Below are 14,539 nucleotides of genomic sequence, written 5' to 3'. Positions count from 1 at the left end.
CAATATGAGCGTTGATATTAGCGATTTCCCCAACCTGGCCCTCGCGGACACGCCGGTCGATTTGCGATCCCTCCCCTTCGAGCGGCTGCCCGTGGTGTGCAACGAGCTGCGCGAGTATCTGCTGCGCTCGGTGAGCCGCTCCAGCGGCCACTTCGCCTCCGGCCTTGGCACCGTCGAGCTGACGGTCGCCCTGCACTATGTCTACAACACCCCCTTCGATCGGCTGGTGTGGGACGTAGGCCACCAGGCCTATCCCCACAAGATCCTGACCGGACGACGGGAGCGCATTCACACCATTCGCCAGAAAGATGGCCTGCACCCCTTCCCCTGGCGGGAAGAGAGCGAGTACGACGTGCTCAGCGTGGGCCACTCCAGCACCTCCATCGGGGCGGCGCTCGGTATGGCGGTGGCGGCCGAAAGCGAAGGGCTTGGCCGCAAGGTGGTCGCGGTCATCGGTGATGGCGCCATCACCGCCGGCATGGCCTTCGAGGCCCTCAATCACGCCGGCGACGTCCACAAGGACATGCTGGTGGTGCTCAACGACAACGAGATGTCCATCTCCGAGAACGTGGGAGCCCTGAACAATCACCTCGCCAGGCTGATGTCCGGCAAGCTCTACACCACCATTCGCGAGGGGGGCAAGAAGGTGCTGGCGGGTCTGCCGCCGGTCAAGGAGCTCGCCAAGCGGGCCGAGGAGCACCTCAAGGGCATGGTGGTGCCCGGCACCCTGTTCGAGGAGTTCGGCTTCAACTACATCGGCCCCATCGACGGTCACGACATCCATGCCCTGGTCGAAACCCTGCGCAACATGCGCAACCTCAAGGGTCCCCAGCTGCTGCACGTCAAGACCAAGAAGGGCAAGGGCTACGAGCCGGCGGAAAAAGATCCCATCGGTTATCACGCCGTCCCCAAATTCAACCCGGATGACTGTGCCCTGCCCAAGAGCGCCGGTGGCAAACCCACCTTCTCCGCCATCTTCGGTCAGTGGCTGTGCGATATCGCCGCCAAGGACGAGCGCGTGGTCGGCATCACCCCCGCCATGCGCGAAGGCTCCGGTCTGGTGAAATTCAGCCAGCAATATCCGGATCGCTACTTCGACGTGGCCATCGCCGAGCAACATGCTGTCACCTTCGCCGCCGGTCTCGCCATCGCCGATCAGAAACCCGTGGTCGCCATCTATTCGAGCTTCCTGCAGCGGGCCTATGACCAGCTTATCCACGACGTGGCGCTGCAGAACCTGCCGGTGCTCTTCGCCATCGACCGGGCCGGTCTGGTGGGGGCCGACGGCCCGACCCATCAGGGGGCGTTCGACATCAGCTTCCTGCGTACCGTGCCCAACATGGTGGTGATGACCCCGTCCGACGAGAACGAGTGCCGCCAGATGCTCTACACCGGCTATCTGTGCAACGGGCCAGCGGCGGTGCGCTACCCTCGTGGCAGCGGCACCGGTATCCAGGCCGAGAGTGAGATGCAGGCCCTGCCCCTCGGCAAGGGACGTGTCGTTCGCGAGGGCAAGGGGACCGCCATCCTGGCGTTCGGCACCCTGCTGCAACAGGCCAGAGCAGCCGCCGAGGCGCTGGATGCCACCCTGGTGGACATGCGCTTCGTCAAACCCATGGACGAGGCGCTGGTGCTCTCTCTGGCCGCCTCCCACGATCAGTTCGTCACCCTCGAGGACAACGCCATCATGGGCGGTGCAGGCTCTGCGGTGAACGAGTTGCTGATGGGCTGCAAGCAGTGCAAACCGGTGCTCAACCTCGGCCTGCCGGACCGCTTCATCGAGCAGGGCACCCAGGATGAGATCTACGCCCTGCTGGGGCTGGACAGCGTGGGCATTCAGACCCGCATCGAGAGCTGGCTGCAGGCCTGACAAGGGTTATTGCAAGCAATAAAAAGGGCGCCTGATGGCGCCCTTTTTTTGTTATTCACTGTGCCAAACCAAACCTGCTCACACACTGTCGCGAGAAGGCCGTCAACAAGGTTACAAGCCGCTCAGGAACCGAGACATACATGAGCGCTCCTTGGTTCTACATAAGTGAGCAGCACATGAACCTTGATCACGGCCTCGCAGCCAGTTCGTGGATAGGTTTATCAGCCCTTGTAGATCTTCGGGTTGAACACATCCCGCAGCCAGTCACCCAGCAGGTTGATCACCAGCACCAGCACCACCAGGCAGAGGCCCGGGAAGGCGGTGATCCACCAGGAGCCGGAGAAGATGTAGTTGAAGCCCACGCTGATGAGCGACCCCAGGGACGGTTGATCAACCGGCATCCCCAGACCCAGGAAGGAGAGGGCCGCCTCGCTCATGATGGCGTTCGCCACCTGCACGGTGGAGATGACCAGGATGGGTGACAGGCAGTTCGGCAGAATGTGGCGGAACATGATGCGCGGGGCGCGGAACCCCATCACCTGAGCCGCTTCCACATACTCCTTCTTCTTCTCCGCCAGCACGGAGGCGCGCACCGTCCGGGCATACTGGGGCCACTCGGCGATACCGATGATCACCACCAGCATCAGGATGGCGAACTTCGAGTAGAACTCGGAGCCAAAGGTCGCCTGGAAGATGGCGGAGATGATAATGGCCACCATCATGGTGGAGAACGACAGCTGCACGTCGGCAAAGCGCATCAGCAGGTTGTCGATGCGACCGCCAAAGTAACCGGCCATCAGACCGATGACGATACCGAGCACCAGCTGCAACCCCACCGCGAACAGACCAATGGTCAGCGAGATGCGGGCGCCATAGAGGATGGTGCTCCAGATGTCGCGTCCCTGGTTGTCGGTCCCGAGCCAGAAGCGGGCCTCGCCCCCTTCCAGCCAGGAGGGAGGCAGCTCCGCATCCATCAGATCGAAGCTGGTCTGGTCATAGACGTTGTGCGGTGCGATCCAGGGTGCCAGCAGAGCCGCCAGCACGAAGACCACAAACACCGCGAAGCTGAACATGGCTACCTTGTCCCGCAGGAAGTAGTAGACGATGTCGGAATTTTTGAAGCGTGCCCAACGGCTTGGGCTTGCAGTTACAGCATTAGTCATCTGTTACCCCTTGGCGGTCAGGTTGACGGTCGGGTTGATCAACCCGTAGAGCAGGTCGACCAGGGTATTGGTCACCACGAAAATGAGGCCGACGAAGATGACGTAGGCGGTGATCAGCGGCGTATCGACCCGGTGGATCGCCTCAAGGAACAGGAAGCCGGTCCCCGGCCACTGGAACACGCTCTCGGTCAGGATGGTGTAGGCCACCATGGTCCCGATCTGCACACCGCCCACCGTGATGACCGGCAGCATGGTGTTCTTCAGGGCGTGCTGGTAGTAGACCTTGTTGTTGTCCAGCCCCTTGGCACGGGCAAACTTGACGTACTCGGAGGAGAGCTGCTCCAGCATCTCCGAGCGCACCAGCCGGATGAACAGCGGCAGCATGATGGAGGAGAGGGAGACAGCTGGCAGCACCAGGTGCAGGATACCGTCCCAGGTGAAGAAGCCCGACTCCCAGCCCAGCAGGTTGTAGGTCTCGCCACGGCCATAGGCCGGCAGCCAGCCCAGCTGGATGGAGAAGAGGTACATCAGCATGATGGCGGTCAGGAAGACCGGGATCGAGATACCGATGCTGCTCACCGCCATGATGACCTTGGTGAGGATGCTGCGCGGTCTTATCGCCGAATAAACCCCCAGCGGAATGGAGACCACGACGATGATGAGCGCGGCGGCAAACACCAGCTCAAGGGTAGCCACCAGCTTGTCGAGGATAACCTCGAGGGCTGGTCGCTTGAAGAAATAGGAAGTGCCCAGATCCCCGTGTACCGCGTTCTTCAAGAAGCGGCTGTATTTCACGAGGAAGGGATCATTGAGTCCCATCTTGTCGCGCAGCTCCTGGCGCACGGACTCGGAGACGGATTGTCCCACCAGCTCGCGCAGCGGATCCCCCAGGTTGTCCTGGATGGAGAAGGCGACCAGGCTGATGACGAACATCACTATCACGGCCTGATAGAACCGTTTCAGCAGGAATGTAAACATGCTTGTCCTTCTACGTGGCCTGTGTCTTGGCACAGGCTTCTGTTAATGGCGGGGCAACCATGGGTGCCCCGCCGGGTCCTTCCTTAAACGCTTCGCTTACTTGTTGACCACCAGGTCACCCAGATAAGGGAAGTTCATCACGTTGACCACCGGCTTGATGTCGACGTTCTTCTTGGCACCGTAGGCCAGGTCTTCCCAGTGCAGCGGCACATAGGCAGCGTCGTCGATCAGCATGGCTTCCACCTTCTGCAGGATGGCGGCACGCTTGGCAGGATCGGTCTCGGTGTTGGCTTCCATCACCATCTTGTCAGCTTCCGCGTTGGCATAACCGCCGCAGTTGTACTGACCCATGCCGGTCTTGGCATCCTTGGTGAAGGTCAGGAACTCGAAGAAGTTCGCACTGTCTTCGGTGTCGGAGTGCCAGCCGATCAGCTGCATGTCAGCGGCACACTTGTCAAACTCCGGCCAGTACTGGGCCACCGGCATGGTCTTCAGATCCACCTTGATGTTGATCTTGGACAGCATGGCGGAGACGGCCTGGGCAATCTTGACGTCGTTGACGTAGCGGGCAGCCGGGGAGATGAAGCTCATCTTGAAGCCCTTCTCGTAACCGGCTTCCTTCATCAGCTCCTTGGCCTTGGCCAGATCATACTGGGGCTTGAGCGCCTCGTTGTAGCCTGCGTAGCCTTTCGGGCTCAGCTGGCCGGCCGGGGTACCGAAGCCCTTGTTGATCTTGTCGACGATGCCCACCTGGTTGATGGCGTAGTTGATCGCCTGACGCACGCGCTTGTCTTTCAGCGCCGGGTTGGTGTTCTGGTTCAGCTCGATGATGATGGCACGGGTACCGGACAGGGTGACCAGCTGGGAATCCTTGCCGTTCTTCACGCGCTCCAGATCGTTCGGGGCAACCGGGTAGATCATGTCCACGTCGCCGCCCAGCAGGGCTGCAACACGGGTGGCGTCTTCCTTGATCGGTACCACGGTCAGGTTTTCGACGTTGCCCTTGGAGGCCTTGTCCCAGTAGTTGGCGTTGCGCACGTATTCCAGCTTCACGCCCTGCTCGCGGAACTTGACGCTGAACGGACCGGTACCGGAGACATTGGTGGAGGCGAAGGAGTCACCGTTCTTCACGATCTCGGCCTTGTCCTTGCCCGCCTCGGTCTTGCCGCTATAGAACTTGGAGTCCATCGGGAAGATGTAGGTGACGGTCTGCAGCACCAGCGGGAACGGCTTGGCGGTGACGAGATCTACGGTGAAATCATCCACCTTCTTGGCTTCGGCGATGGGGTCGAAGATCGCCTTGAAGTCCGGGGAGGCCTTCAGACGGTTGACGGTCCATACCACGTCATCGGCGGTGAAGTCGTTGCCGGAGTGGAACTTCACACCCTTGCGCAGGAAGAAGCGCACGGTCTTGTCGTCGATGCGCTCATACTTCTCGGCCAGACGCGGCTCGAACTGCAGATCCTGGGTGTAACGCATCAGGGGGTCGAACACCAGGTGAGACATCTCCAGGGTCTGACCGGAGAGCTGCTCCTGCGGGTCCAGAGAGGTGGCGTCGGACGCGACGGCGACCTTGATGTCGGCAGCAGAAACGTTGAACGCGAGACCAGCGGCGAACAGCGCCATGGCGATCTTGGATAATCCTTTCTTCATGTCTTTCTCCATGCTTTTGGCTTTTTATTGACAGACAAACCGGCGAACCGGTGCTTTCCTAGCTTGCGATTTCCAGCCCCTCGCGGGACATTCCCTTGAATTCCGGCATGAGGGAGATCAGCTTGCGGCTGTACTCATGCTCGGCATTGGTGAACAGTTTCTCGGTCTCGGCCACTTCCACCAGATGACCGTGCTGCATCACACCGATGCGGTCGCACATCTGGCGGATGACCGGCAGATCGTGACTGATGAACAGCATGGTGAGCCCAAGCTCCTGTTGCAAGTCTTTGAGCAGGTTGAGGATCTGGGCCTGCACCGAGACATCCAGCGCCGAGGTCGGCTCGTCGCAGATGAGGAAGCGCGGGCGGGTCGCCAGGGCGCGGGCAATGGAGATGCGCTGGCGCTGGCCACCGGAGAACTCGTGGGGATACTTGACCCCGGCGCCGCGGCCCAGGCCCACGTGATCCAGCAGGTCCCCGACGATCTGCTCTATCTGCCGCTCGCTCTCGGCGAGGCGGTGGAAGCGGATCGGCTCGGCGATGATGTCACGCACCTTCATGCGCGGGTTCATCGAAGAGTACGGGTTCTGGAACACCATCTGCATCTGGCGGCGCAGGGGGCGACGCTCGTGTTCCCCTTTCAGGGCGGTGAGATCGATCCCCTCGAAGACAATCTTGCCGGTATCGGGCGGATAGAGCCCGGTGATGACACGGGCGATGGTGGATTTGCCGGAGCCCGACTCACCCACCAGACCGAAGGTCTCACCCTCGAAGATCTCGAAGCTGATGTTGTTGCAGGCGCGCACGTACTGGCGGCGGCTCGGGAAGATGGAATCCTTGGTGACGAACTTCAGATCCACGTTCTCCACCCGCAACAGCGCGCCTTCATAGGTGCGCTCGTCCTGACTCTGGCCGAGCCAGTGGGTCTTGAGATCGATGCTGGTATCCGCCGCACCGGCATCCTCGATATAGGAGACCAGGGGGAAGCGCACCAGCTTCACATCCGAGCGGGGAACCGCCGAGATGAGGCTGCGGGTATAGGGGTGATTGGGGCGGCCCAGCACCTGTTCCGTGGTGCCGAACTCCACCAGATCGCCGCGGTACATCACCGCCACCTTGTCGGTGACGTTGGAGACCACCCCCATGTCATGGGTCACCAGCATGCAGCCTACCTGGCGCTCTTTGCACAGGTTGCGGATGAGCTGGAGGATCTGATCCTGGATGGAGACGTCCAGCGCCGTGGTCGGCTCATCGGCGATGATGAGCTCGGGATCCCCGGAGAGGGCGATGGCGATCACCACCCGCTGGCGCATGCCACCGGAGAACTGGTGAGGATACTGCTTGATGCGCACGTCCGGGTTCGGGATCCCCACCGCCCCCATCAGCTCGAGGGCCTTGGCAAAGGCCGCCTCGCGGGACAGGTCGGTGTTGGCGAGGATGGTCTCCACCAGCTGCTGCTCCACGGTGAACAGCGGGTTGAGGGAGGTCATGGGATCCTGGAAGATGAAACCGATGCGCGAGCCGCGAATGGCCCGCATCTCGTTCTGGCTCTTCCCGGAGATGAGCTCGCCGTTGAGGTAGATGTCACCACGGGCGATGCGACCGGGCGGGCTCAACAGATCGATGACGGCGTTGCCGATGGTGGATTTGCCAGCGCCGGACTCACCGACGACGCCGACGATCTCGCCCTTTTCAACAGAAAAAGAGAGATCCTTGACCGCGGCAAGTACCCCGTAGCGGGAGGGGTACTCGATCCGCAAGTTTTTGACTTCAAGCAAGGACATGGTTACCTCTGCGGGGGACATCCGTCCCAAATAATTCGTCCGTAAATCAGCCGCAGATGCTGGTTGTGCCTTGGTACTGCTCGAGAGCCGTTGTTGTGTAATTAACGCTCAATCCATGAGGCAGCCAAACCAGCGATCCGGGCGGGTTTTTTGCATTTTTTTGGAATAACCCGCGAGTAAGTTAGTCGGTTTGCCCGCGGGTGTAAATGATCCAGTTATACAATTTCGCAATACTTTGCCCAGAGAATGCCGACACCCTGGGGTTAAAATGTCGATAAAAGTCACATTACCAGAGATTACGCTGGCATTGCGAGACCATCAACCAATTATGTTTCAACAAAATAGCAACAAACCATCTTATTCACTATCAGCATTATGCTGACCAGCTTCGAATGAGTAGTGAATATTTATGTGAAATGATTTTTTGACGGCAGCATATCTGGAGTAAGGAAAAATAGGCAGAGCTAAATAGGGACAATGCAGAAGGATCAACCTGGGCCACAGGCCCGCCGGCACGGCAAGCCGGGAGGGATTGCATACAAAAAAACGCAGGCCCCTCAGGGCCTGCGTGTGCGGTATATCCGACCTCTTTGCAAGAGGAGATGAGTGAAAAAACAACGAGACGGGCGTTCGGGAGCCGCCTCCCCTCACCAGTGGGCAAGCAGTTGCATGCAGGCCAGGGCGAACAGGCCGGCGATGAGATCGTCCAGCATGATGCCAAGCCCGCCGTGAATGCGGCGATCGAACCAGGAGATGGGCCAGGGCTTGAGCACGTCGAACAGGCGAAACAGCACGAAACCCGCCAGCACCCACTCCCAGCCGGCCGGGGCCGCAATCATGGTGACCCCGAATCCGATGACCTCGTCCCAGACGATAGCCCCGTGATCCGGCATCCCGATGGCGTCGGTGGCGCTCTGGCAGATGCGGATGCCCGCCACGAAACCCACCACCAGCAGGGCGATGAACCAGGAGGTCGGCAGCCCGCTCACCAACAGATAGAGCGGGATGGCTGCCAGGGTCCCCATGGTGCCCGGCGCCTTGGGGGAGAGGCCGGAGCCAAACCCAACCGCAAGGAAGTGGAGCGGGTTTTTAAGGTTCAGCCGCGTCAGTTCGGGCTTTATCTTGAAAGACATCATGCGAAGTGATCCCAGCCCTTGAGGTGCAGTTCGACGGGTTGTTCGTCCTGCAGGTAGTCGATGCCAGGCTCCCCGGCCAGGATGCGACCGATGCGGGTGAACTTCACGCCACAATTGGCCAGCGCCGTGTCCAGGGCGCCGTGATGCTCCTGGGGCACTGTGAAGCAGAGCTCGTAGTCGTCGCCCCCGGCCAGAGCCAGCTGCCAGGCATCCATGGCCGGCACCGCATCCTGCAACACGGGGGAGAGGGGCAGCAGGTTGAGATCGATCTGGGCCCGCACGCCGGACGCCTTGAGGATGTGGCCGAGATCGGACGCCAGGCCGTCGGAGAGATCCAGGGCGCTGCCCGCCAGCCCGCGCAGGGCCTGACCGGCCAGGATGCGGGGATGGGGATGGTCGAGGCGCGGCAGCACGGCCGCCAGCTGGTTCTCGTTGAGGGTGCGCTTGCCCAGCAGGTGGGAGAGCGCCAAGGCGGCATCTCCCAGGGTACCGGTCACGTAGACCCCGTCACCGGCCTTGGCGCCGCTGCGCATCAGAGCGCGACCTGCCGGGACCGATCCTTTCACCGAGACGGTGATGGAGAGGGGCCCGCGGGTCATGTCCCCCCCCACCAGCGCCACGTTGTAGTACTCGGCGAGCTCGAGGAACCCTTCGGCGAAACCGGCGACCCAGCGCTCGTTGATGGCGGGCAGGGTCAGGGCCAGGGAGACCCAGCGCGGCTCGGCACCCATGGCGGCCAGATCGGAGAGATTGACCGCCAGCGCCTTGTAGCCCAGATCCACCGGATCCATGTCGGGGAAGAAGTGCACGCCGCTCACCAGGGTGTCCGTGCTCACCGCCAACTGGGCGTCGGGGGGCAGGGTCAGCAGGGCACAGTCATCTCCAGGGCCCATCACCACGTCCTTGCGGGCGTGGGGGACCTTGAAGTACTTCTCAATCAGCTCAAATTCACCCATACAGTAAAAAGCCAGCAATAAGCTGGCTCCTCTCTTAATTGCTGACGGACAGCAGGATCAGCGCTTGGGCAGCGTCTTGATCACCTTGTCCAGGACGCCGTTGACAAACTTGTGGCTGTCATCGGCGGCGAAAGCTTTGGCCAGCTCGATCGCTTCGTTGATCACCACGCGCGGCGGCACATCTTCACGACGGGTCAGCTCGTAGGTCGCCAGACGCAGGATCGCCTTGTCCACCATGTCCACTTCTTCCAGCGGACGGGAGAGGAAAGGCGCGAACACCTTGTCCAGCTCGTTGCAGTGGACCGCTACCCCGAACAGCAGATCGCGGAAATAGTTCAGGTCCACACCCTTGGTGTCCTGATCGATCTTGAACTGCTCTTCGATGTCGCCCACGTTGGCCTGGGTCATCTGCCACTGGTAGATGGCCTGGGTGGCGCAATGGCGGGCCTTACGGCGCTCGGACGGTTTCAATGCATTTCTCCTCGTTACACGTCCAGTTGTTTCAGGACGTTGATCATTTCGAGCGCGCTCAGTGCAGCCTCTGCACCCTTGTTACCCGCCTTGGTACCGGCGCGTTCGATGGCTTGTTCAATGTTTTCGGTGGTCAGCACGCCGAAGGCAACGGGAATGTCGTATTCCATCATTACCTGGGCCAGACCCTTGCCGTTCTCGCTCGCTACCAGTTCAAAGTGGTAGGTACCGCCGCGGATGACGGTGCCGAGTGCGACGATGGCGTCGTATTGACCGCTCTTGGCCAGCTTCTTGGCCGCCAGGGGAATTTCGACGGCCCCCGGTACACGCACCAGGGTCAGATTGCTCTCCTGGACCTGACCTTGACGCTTCAGCACGTCCAGCGCGCCGTTCACCAGGCTGTCATTGATGAAGCTGTTGAAACGGGCAACGACAATAGCAACACGCGCCTCGGGAGCGGCGATATTTCCTTCGATAATCTTCATTGGAAATCCTGTCTCTGTGCAATCAATTAGGGGCCGGGCTCAAAAGTGCACGCATTCTAGCACAACAGAGCCGCGACAAAAAACCATGGCCGCAACGGGCGGCCATGGTGATGAATTCAACCGTACGCAGCGCTTACTCGCCGACGTACTCCACCACTTCCAGACCAAAGCCACCGAGGGCATGGTACTTCTTGGGAGAGCTCAACAGGCGCATCTTGCCGACCCCCAGCGCCTTGAGGATCTGGGAACCGACGCCGACCCGGCGCGAGGTGCCCTGCCACTTGGCCCCTTCCGGTGCCAGCCCCTTGTCGGCGGCTTCAAAACCCTTGACCCTGGCCAGCAGCTCGGCGCCATGGGCTTCCGCCCCCAGGATCACCAGCACCCCGCCCTCGTCGGCGATGCGGGCCATGGATTTGGGCAGCGGCCAGCTGCGGGCGCTGTGGCGGTCGGTGAGCAGCAGATCGCTCAGCACGTCGTGCAGGTGCACCCGTACCAGGGTCGGCTGGTCGGCCTTCACGTCCCCTTTCTTCAGGGCGAAGTGGACCTGGTTGTCGATGGTGTCGCGGAAGGTGACGAGGTCGAACTCGCCGTATTCGGTGGGCAACTTGCACTCGGCCACCTTCTCTACCGTGGTCTCGTGCTGGTTGCGGTATTCGATAAGGTCGGCAATGGTGCCGAGCTTGATGCCGTGCTGCTCGGCGAAGATCTCGAGATCCGGGCGCCGGGCCATGGTGCCGTCTTCGTTGAGGATCTCGACGATGACGGAGGCAGGCTCGAAGCCGGCCAGCCGGGCCAGATCGCAGCCCGCTTCGGTGTGGCCGGCGCGGGTCAGCACACCGCCATCCTGCGCCATCAGCGGGAAGATGTGGCCGGGCTGCACCAGATCGGCGGCCTTGGCATGGGGCGCCACCGCGGCCTGTACGGTGACGGCGCGGTCGGCGGCGGAGATGCCGGTGGTCACCCCTTCCGCCGCCTCGATGGAGACGGTGAAGGCGGTGGAGAACTGGGCATTGTTGCGATCGACCATCAGCGGCAGCGCCAGCTGCTTGCAGCGATCCCGGGTCAGGGTCAGGCAGATGAGGCCACGACCGTAGCGCGCCATGAAGTTGATGTCTTCAGGGCGGACACAGGAGGCGGCCATGATCAGGTCCCCTTCGTTCTCCCTGTCTTCGTCATCCATCAGGATCACCATCTTGCCAGCCTTGATATCGGCAATGATTTCCTGGGTCGTGCTCAGCGCCATGGGCTACTCCATCAACATGCTTGGGGATTGAGCCAGTCGGCTCGACTTGATACTGCGTATTGTGCTCTAGATGGGGGCACGCGGCCCCGTTTCAATCCGCGCGGGATCACAGAACCGCGTTTTCCCGTCAAAACGGCTCACAAGAATCCGGACTGGGCCAGCTTTTCCAGGGTCAGGGTAGAGGCACTGCTCTCCTCGCGCTTGTCCGTCATCAGCCGCTCCAGATAGCGGGCTATCTGGTCCACCTCGAGATTGACCCGGTAGCCGGGTTTCCAGCGGGCGATGGTTGTCTCCTGGGCGGTGTGGGGCACGATGGTCAGCCGGAACAGATCCCCCTGAACCGCATTGACGGTGAGGCTGATGCCATCCACCGCAATCGACCCCTTCTCGGCGATGTAGCGGGAGAGCTCCCCCGGCGCCTTGATCCAGTATTCGATGGCGCGGCCGCTGGACGATTTGCTCTTCACCTCGCCGATGCCGTCCACGTGGCCGGAGACCAGGTGGCCGCCGAGGCGGGAAGTGGGCATCAACGCCTTCTCGAGGTTGACCGGATCCCCCACCTTGGCGGCAGAAAAACCGGTGCGGGAGAGGGTCTCCAGGGAGACGTCGGCGGTATAGCTGTGATCCCCGAGCGCCACCACGGTGAGGCAGACGCCGTTGGTGGCGATGGAGTCGCCCAGCTTGACGTCACTGAAGTCCAGGGTCGGCGCGTGCACGGTGAGGGCCATGTCCTCCCCCTGGCGACGCAGCTCGGCCAGGGTTCCCACCGCTTCGATAATTCCGGTAAACATGCAGATCACCTTGCTGATGACGGGGGCGATGGATGCCCCCGTGAACATTGAAAAATCAGGCTATTTTCGCAGTGATGCGAATATCCTGGCCAAGCATGCGCACATCCTTGAGGTTGAGTTTGGGGGCCTGGAACAGCCGGGTCAGCCCCGGCAGATGGAACAGGCCGCGCCCCTCATCCCCCATCAGTTTGGGCGCCTGATAGAGCACCAGCTCGTCCACCAGCCCCTTCTCCAGCAGGGCGCCGCACAGCCGCGGCCCCGCCTCCACCAGTACCGAGTTGACGTTCTGTTTGGCCAGCAGCATGAACAGACTGACCAGATCCAGCTTGCCATCCAGCAGCGGCACCTCCAGCTGCTGCACCCAGGCGGGCCACTCACCGGATGCCTTGTGGCGGGCCAGCAGTACCGGGCTCTCGCTCTGGAACAGGGGCAGATCCGGGGTGAGCCGGTTTTGCGAATCCACGATAACCCGCAGTGGCTGGCGCAGGGTCTCTTTGGGATAGACCGCCTTGACCGAGGGGGGCAGCTCGTCCCAGCGCACGGTGAGGGAGGCGCCATCTGCCAGCACGGTCTCGGCGCTGGAGAGGACCGCATCGTGACGGGCCCGCAGTCGCTGCACGTCCCGGCGCGCCTCCGGAGAGGTGATCCACTGGCTCTCGCCACTCGCCATGGCGGTGCGACCATCCAGGCTCGCCCCCAGCTTGACCGTCACCAGCGGAAACGCGGTGCGCATCCGTTTGAAGAAACCGGGGTTGAGGGCCTCGGCTTCCGCGGCCAGCAGGCCGAAATCGGTCTTGATCCCCGCCTCAGAGAGCATCCGCAGGCCGCGCCCGCCCACCTGGGGATTGGGATCCACCATGGCAGCCACCACCCGGGTCACCCCGGCCTTGATGAGCGCCTCGGCGCAGGGCGGCGTGCGACCATGATGGGAGCAGGGCTCCAGGGTCACATAGGCGGTGGCACCGCGGGCCTCTTCCCCTGCCGCGTGCAGGGCATAGACCTCGGCATGGGGCTCACCGGCCCGCTTGTGCCAGCCCTCCCCCACCACCACGCCGGCCTTCACCAGCACGGCGCCGACGCAGGGGTTGGGAGCCGTGGTGTAACGGCCGCGCCGGGCCAGTTCGAGGGCCCGGCTCATCCATTGGTAATCGTCTTGACTAAACATCCGGGCTCCTGTGTCCAGCAACCTGTCCCCCGTGGCACGGCCATCCGATGGGACAAGAAAATAGGGTGTACGCGCTTGCAGCACGCCTTCTCGGGCAGATCGGCCATGGCATCTGACGCCATGGCGACGGGCACACACATCGCAGGATGCTGCCGCACGCCCTCATACTTTTTCACCAGTGCAACGATGCGCTATCTGGATGTCTCACTGGTGTAACAACTGGCGCTGCCACAACGGCAGCCCCTCTCTTATTCACATAGGGAGCCGCAGGCCGGCGTTACTTCTCCAGCTTGGCGATCTCTTCCCCGAATTCGCGAATGTCTTCAAAGCTGCGGTAGACGGAGGCAAAGCGGATGTAGGCCACCTTGTCCAGGCTCTTGAGCTCATCCATCACCAGATTGCCCACCAGCTGGGAGGCCACCTCCCGCTCACCGGTGGCCCGCAGGCGGGACTTGATGTGGTTGACCGCCTTCTCGATGGCCTCCATGCTCACCGGCCGCTTCTCCAGCGCCCGCAGAATGCCGGCACGCAGCTTGTCTTCGTTGAAGGGCTCGCGGGAGCCGTTGGACTTGATGACGCGGGGCATGACCAGTTCGGCCATTTCGAAGGTGGTAAAACGCTCGTGACAGAGCAGGCATTCGCGACGGCGGCGCACCTGATGGCCCTCGGCCACCAGACGGGAATCGATCACCTTGGTATCAACGGCACTACAGAAAGGGCAATGCATCTGACCTCCGGCGTGGATGAAAATGGGCGCGGGCCCCGGGGGCTGGCGCTAGGCCGGCCAGTGTAACACGGCCATCCAGAACCGGTAAAAGCCCATGAAAACAAGGGACAACCAGCCA

At 61.8% G+C, this 14,539-nt stretch carries 13 protein-coding genes; 1 reads left to right on the top strand and 12 read right to left on the bottom strand.

The features are described 5' to 3' along the window. Positions 1–4 precede the first annotated feature (4 nt). Entirely contained in the window at positions 5–1,870 is a 1,866-nt protein-coding gene (gene dxs / locus AB7E19_RS12740) for a 1-deoxy-D-xylulose-5-phosphate synthase (RefSeq protein WP_043153238.1), read from the top strand. A 221-nt stretch (positions 1,871–2,091) separates the two neighbouring features. Here the strand turns inward: dxs and AB7E19_RS12735 are convergent, their stop codons facing one another. The 12 genes from AB7E19_RS12735 to nrdR all read right to left on the bottom strand — a co-directional run bounded on the left by AB7E19_RS12735 (position 2,092) and on the right by nrdR (position 14,421). Further along, entirely contained in the window at positions 2,092–3,033 is a 942-nt protein-coding gene (locus tag AB7E19_RS12735) for an ABC transporter permease (RefSeq protein WP_029314771.1), read from the bottom strand. Positions 3,034–3,036: 3 nt separating this feature from the next. Then, complete coding sequence (locus AB7E19_RS12730) at positions 3,037–4,011, bottom strand: ABC transporter permease (protein WP_039040297.1); 975 nt, start codon at positions 4,009–4,011, stop codon at positions 3,037–3,039. A 96-nt stretch (positions 4,012–4,107) separates the two neighbouring features. Further along, positions 4,108–5,664, bottom strand: coding sequence for an ABC transporter substrate-binding protein (locus AB7E19_RS12725; protein WP_322130958.1), 1,557 nt, complete (start codon positions 5,662–5,664; stop codon positions 4,108–4,110). A 58-nt stretch (positions 5,665–5,722) separates the two neighbouring features. After that, on the bottom strand, positions 5,723–7,447 hold the full coding sequence (locus tag AB7E19_RS12720) for a dipeptide ABC transporter ATP-binding protein (protein WP_427935505.1): 1,725 nt from the start codon (positions 7,445–7,447) through the stop codon (positions 5,723–5,725). Between the two features lie 647 nt (positions 7,448–8,094). Next, positions 8,095–8,583 carry a phosphatidylglycerophosphatase A family protein gene (locus AB7E19_RS12715; protein ID WP_010675388.1) on the bottom strand — a complete coding sequence of 163 codons (489 nt, stop codon included), beginning with the start codon at positions 8,581–8,583 and terminating at the stop codon, positions 8,095–8,097. Continuing rightward, a complete protein-coding gene (thiL, locus tag AB7E19_RS12710) occupies positions 8,580–9,539 on the bottom strand; it encodes a thiamine-phosphate kinase (protein ID WP_045525785.1) in 960 nt (319 codons plus the stop codon). The genes AB7E19_RS12715 and thiL overlap by 4 nt, the downstream gene beginning before the upstream one ends. A gap of 57 nt (positions 9,540–9,596) precedes the next feature. Beyond that, entirely contained in the window at positions 9,597–10,010 is a 414-nt protein-coding gene (nusB, locus tag AB7E19_RS12705) for a transcription antitermination factor NusB (RefSeq protein ID WP_010675390.1), read from the bottom strand. 14 nt (positions 10,011–10,024) lie between these two features. Beyond that, positions 10,025–10,495 carry a 6,7-dimethyl-8-ribityllumazine synthase gene (ribH, locus tag AB7E19_RS12700; protein WP_010675391.1) on the bottom strand — a complete coding sequence of 157 codons (471 nt, stop codon included), beginning with the start codon at positions 10,493–10,495 and terminating at the stop codon, positions 10,025–10,027. Positions 10,496–10,628: 133 nt separating this feature from the next. Continuing rightward, positions 10,629–11,738, bottom strand: coding sequence for a bifunctional 3,4-dihydroxy-2-butanone-4-phosphate synthase/GTP cyclohydrolase II (ribBA, locus tag AB7E19_RS12695; RefSeq protein WP_039040299.1), 1,110 nt, complete (start codon positions 11,736–11,738; stop codon positions 10,629–10,631). 137 nt (positions 11,739–11,875) lie between these two features. Continuing rightward, positions 11,876–12,529, bottom strand: a complete 654-nt coding sequence (locus AB7E19_RS12690; protein ID WP_427935501.1) for a riboflavin synthase — start codon at positions 12,527–12,529, stop codon at positions 11,876–11,878. Between the two features lie 55 nt (positions 12,530–12,584). Further along, entirely contained in the window at positions 12,585–13,694 is a 1,110-nt protein-coding gene (gene ribD, locus AB7E19_RS12685; RefSeq protein ID WP_039040300.1) for a bifunctional diaminohydroxyphosphoribosylaminopyrimidine deaminase/5-amino-6-(5-phosphoribosylamino)uracil reductase RibD, read from the bottom strand. Positions 13,695–13,971: 277 nt separating this feature from the next. Beyond that, entirely contained in the window at positions 13,972–14,421 is a 450-nt protein-coding gene (gene nrdR / locus AB7E19_RS12680) for a transcriptional regulator NrdR (RefSeq protein WP_010675395.1), read from the bottom strand. Positions 14,422–14,539: the final 118 nt, after the last annotated feature.

Source organism: Aeromonas sp., assembly GCF_050252055.1.
GTDB lineage: Bacteria > Pseudomonadota > Gammaproteobacteria > Enterobacterales > Aeromonadaceae > Aeromonas > Aeromonas caviae.
This window is presented reverse-complemented; position numbering and strand designations above follow the sequence as displayed.

What these genes read in the sequence shown, in the direction of transcription:
- AB7E19_RS12690 (WP_427935501.1), bottom strand. Translation starts at nt 12,529, where the DNA reads ATGTTTACCGGAATTATCGAAGCGGTGGGAACCCTGGCCGAGCTGCGT.
- thiL (WP_045525785.1), bottom strand. Translation starts at nt 9,539, where the DNA reads ATGGGTGAATTTGAGCTGATTGAGAAGTACTTCAAGGTCCCCCACGCC.
- dxs (WP_043153238.1), top strand. Translation starts at nt 5, where the DNA reads ATGAGCGTTGATATTAGCGATTTCCCCAACCTGGCCCTCGCGGACACG.
- ribH (WP_010675391.1), bottom strand. Translation starts at nt 10,495, where the DNA reads ATGAAGATTATCGAAGGAAATATCGCCGCTCCCGAGGCGCGTGTTGCT.
- ribD (WP_039040300.1), bottom strand. Translation starts at nt 13,694, where the DNA reads ATGTTTAGTCAAGACGATTACCAATGGATGAGCCGGGCCCTCGAACTG.
- ribBA (WP_039040299.1), bottom strand. Translation starts at nt 11,738, where the DNA reads ATGGCGCTGAGCACGACCCAGGAAATCATTGCCGATATCAAGGCTGGC.
- AB7E19_RS12715 (WP_010675388.1), bottom strand. Translation starts at nt 8,583, where the DNA reads ATGATGTCTTTCAAGATAAAGCCCGAACTGACGCGGCTGAACCTTAAA.
- AB7E19_RS12720 (WP_427935505.1), bottom strand. Translation starts at nt 7,447, where the DNA reads ATGTCCTTGCTTGAAGTCAAAAACTTGCGGATCGAGTACCCCTCCCGC.
- AB7E19_RS12730 (WP_039040297.1), bottom strand. Translation starts at nt 4,011, where the DNA reads ATGTTTACATTCCTGCTGAAACGGTTCTATCAGGCCGTGATAGTGATG.
- nrdR (WP_010675395.1), bottom strand. Translation starts at nt 14,421, where the DNA reads ATGCATTGCCCTTTCTGTAGTGCCGTTGATACCAAGGTGATCGATTCC.
- AB7E19_RS12725 (WP_322130958.1), bottom strand. Translation starts at nt 5,664, where the DNA reads ATGAAGAAAGGATTATCCAAGATCGCCATGGCGCTGTTCGCCGCTGGT.
- AB7E19_RS12735 (WP_029314771.1), bottom strand. Translation starts at nt 3,033, where the DNA reads ATGACTAATGCTGTAACTGCAAGCCCAAGCCGTTGGGCACGCTTCAAA.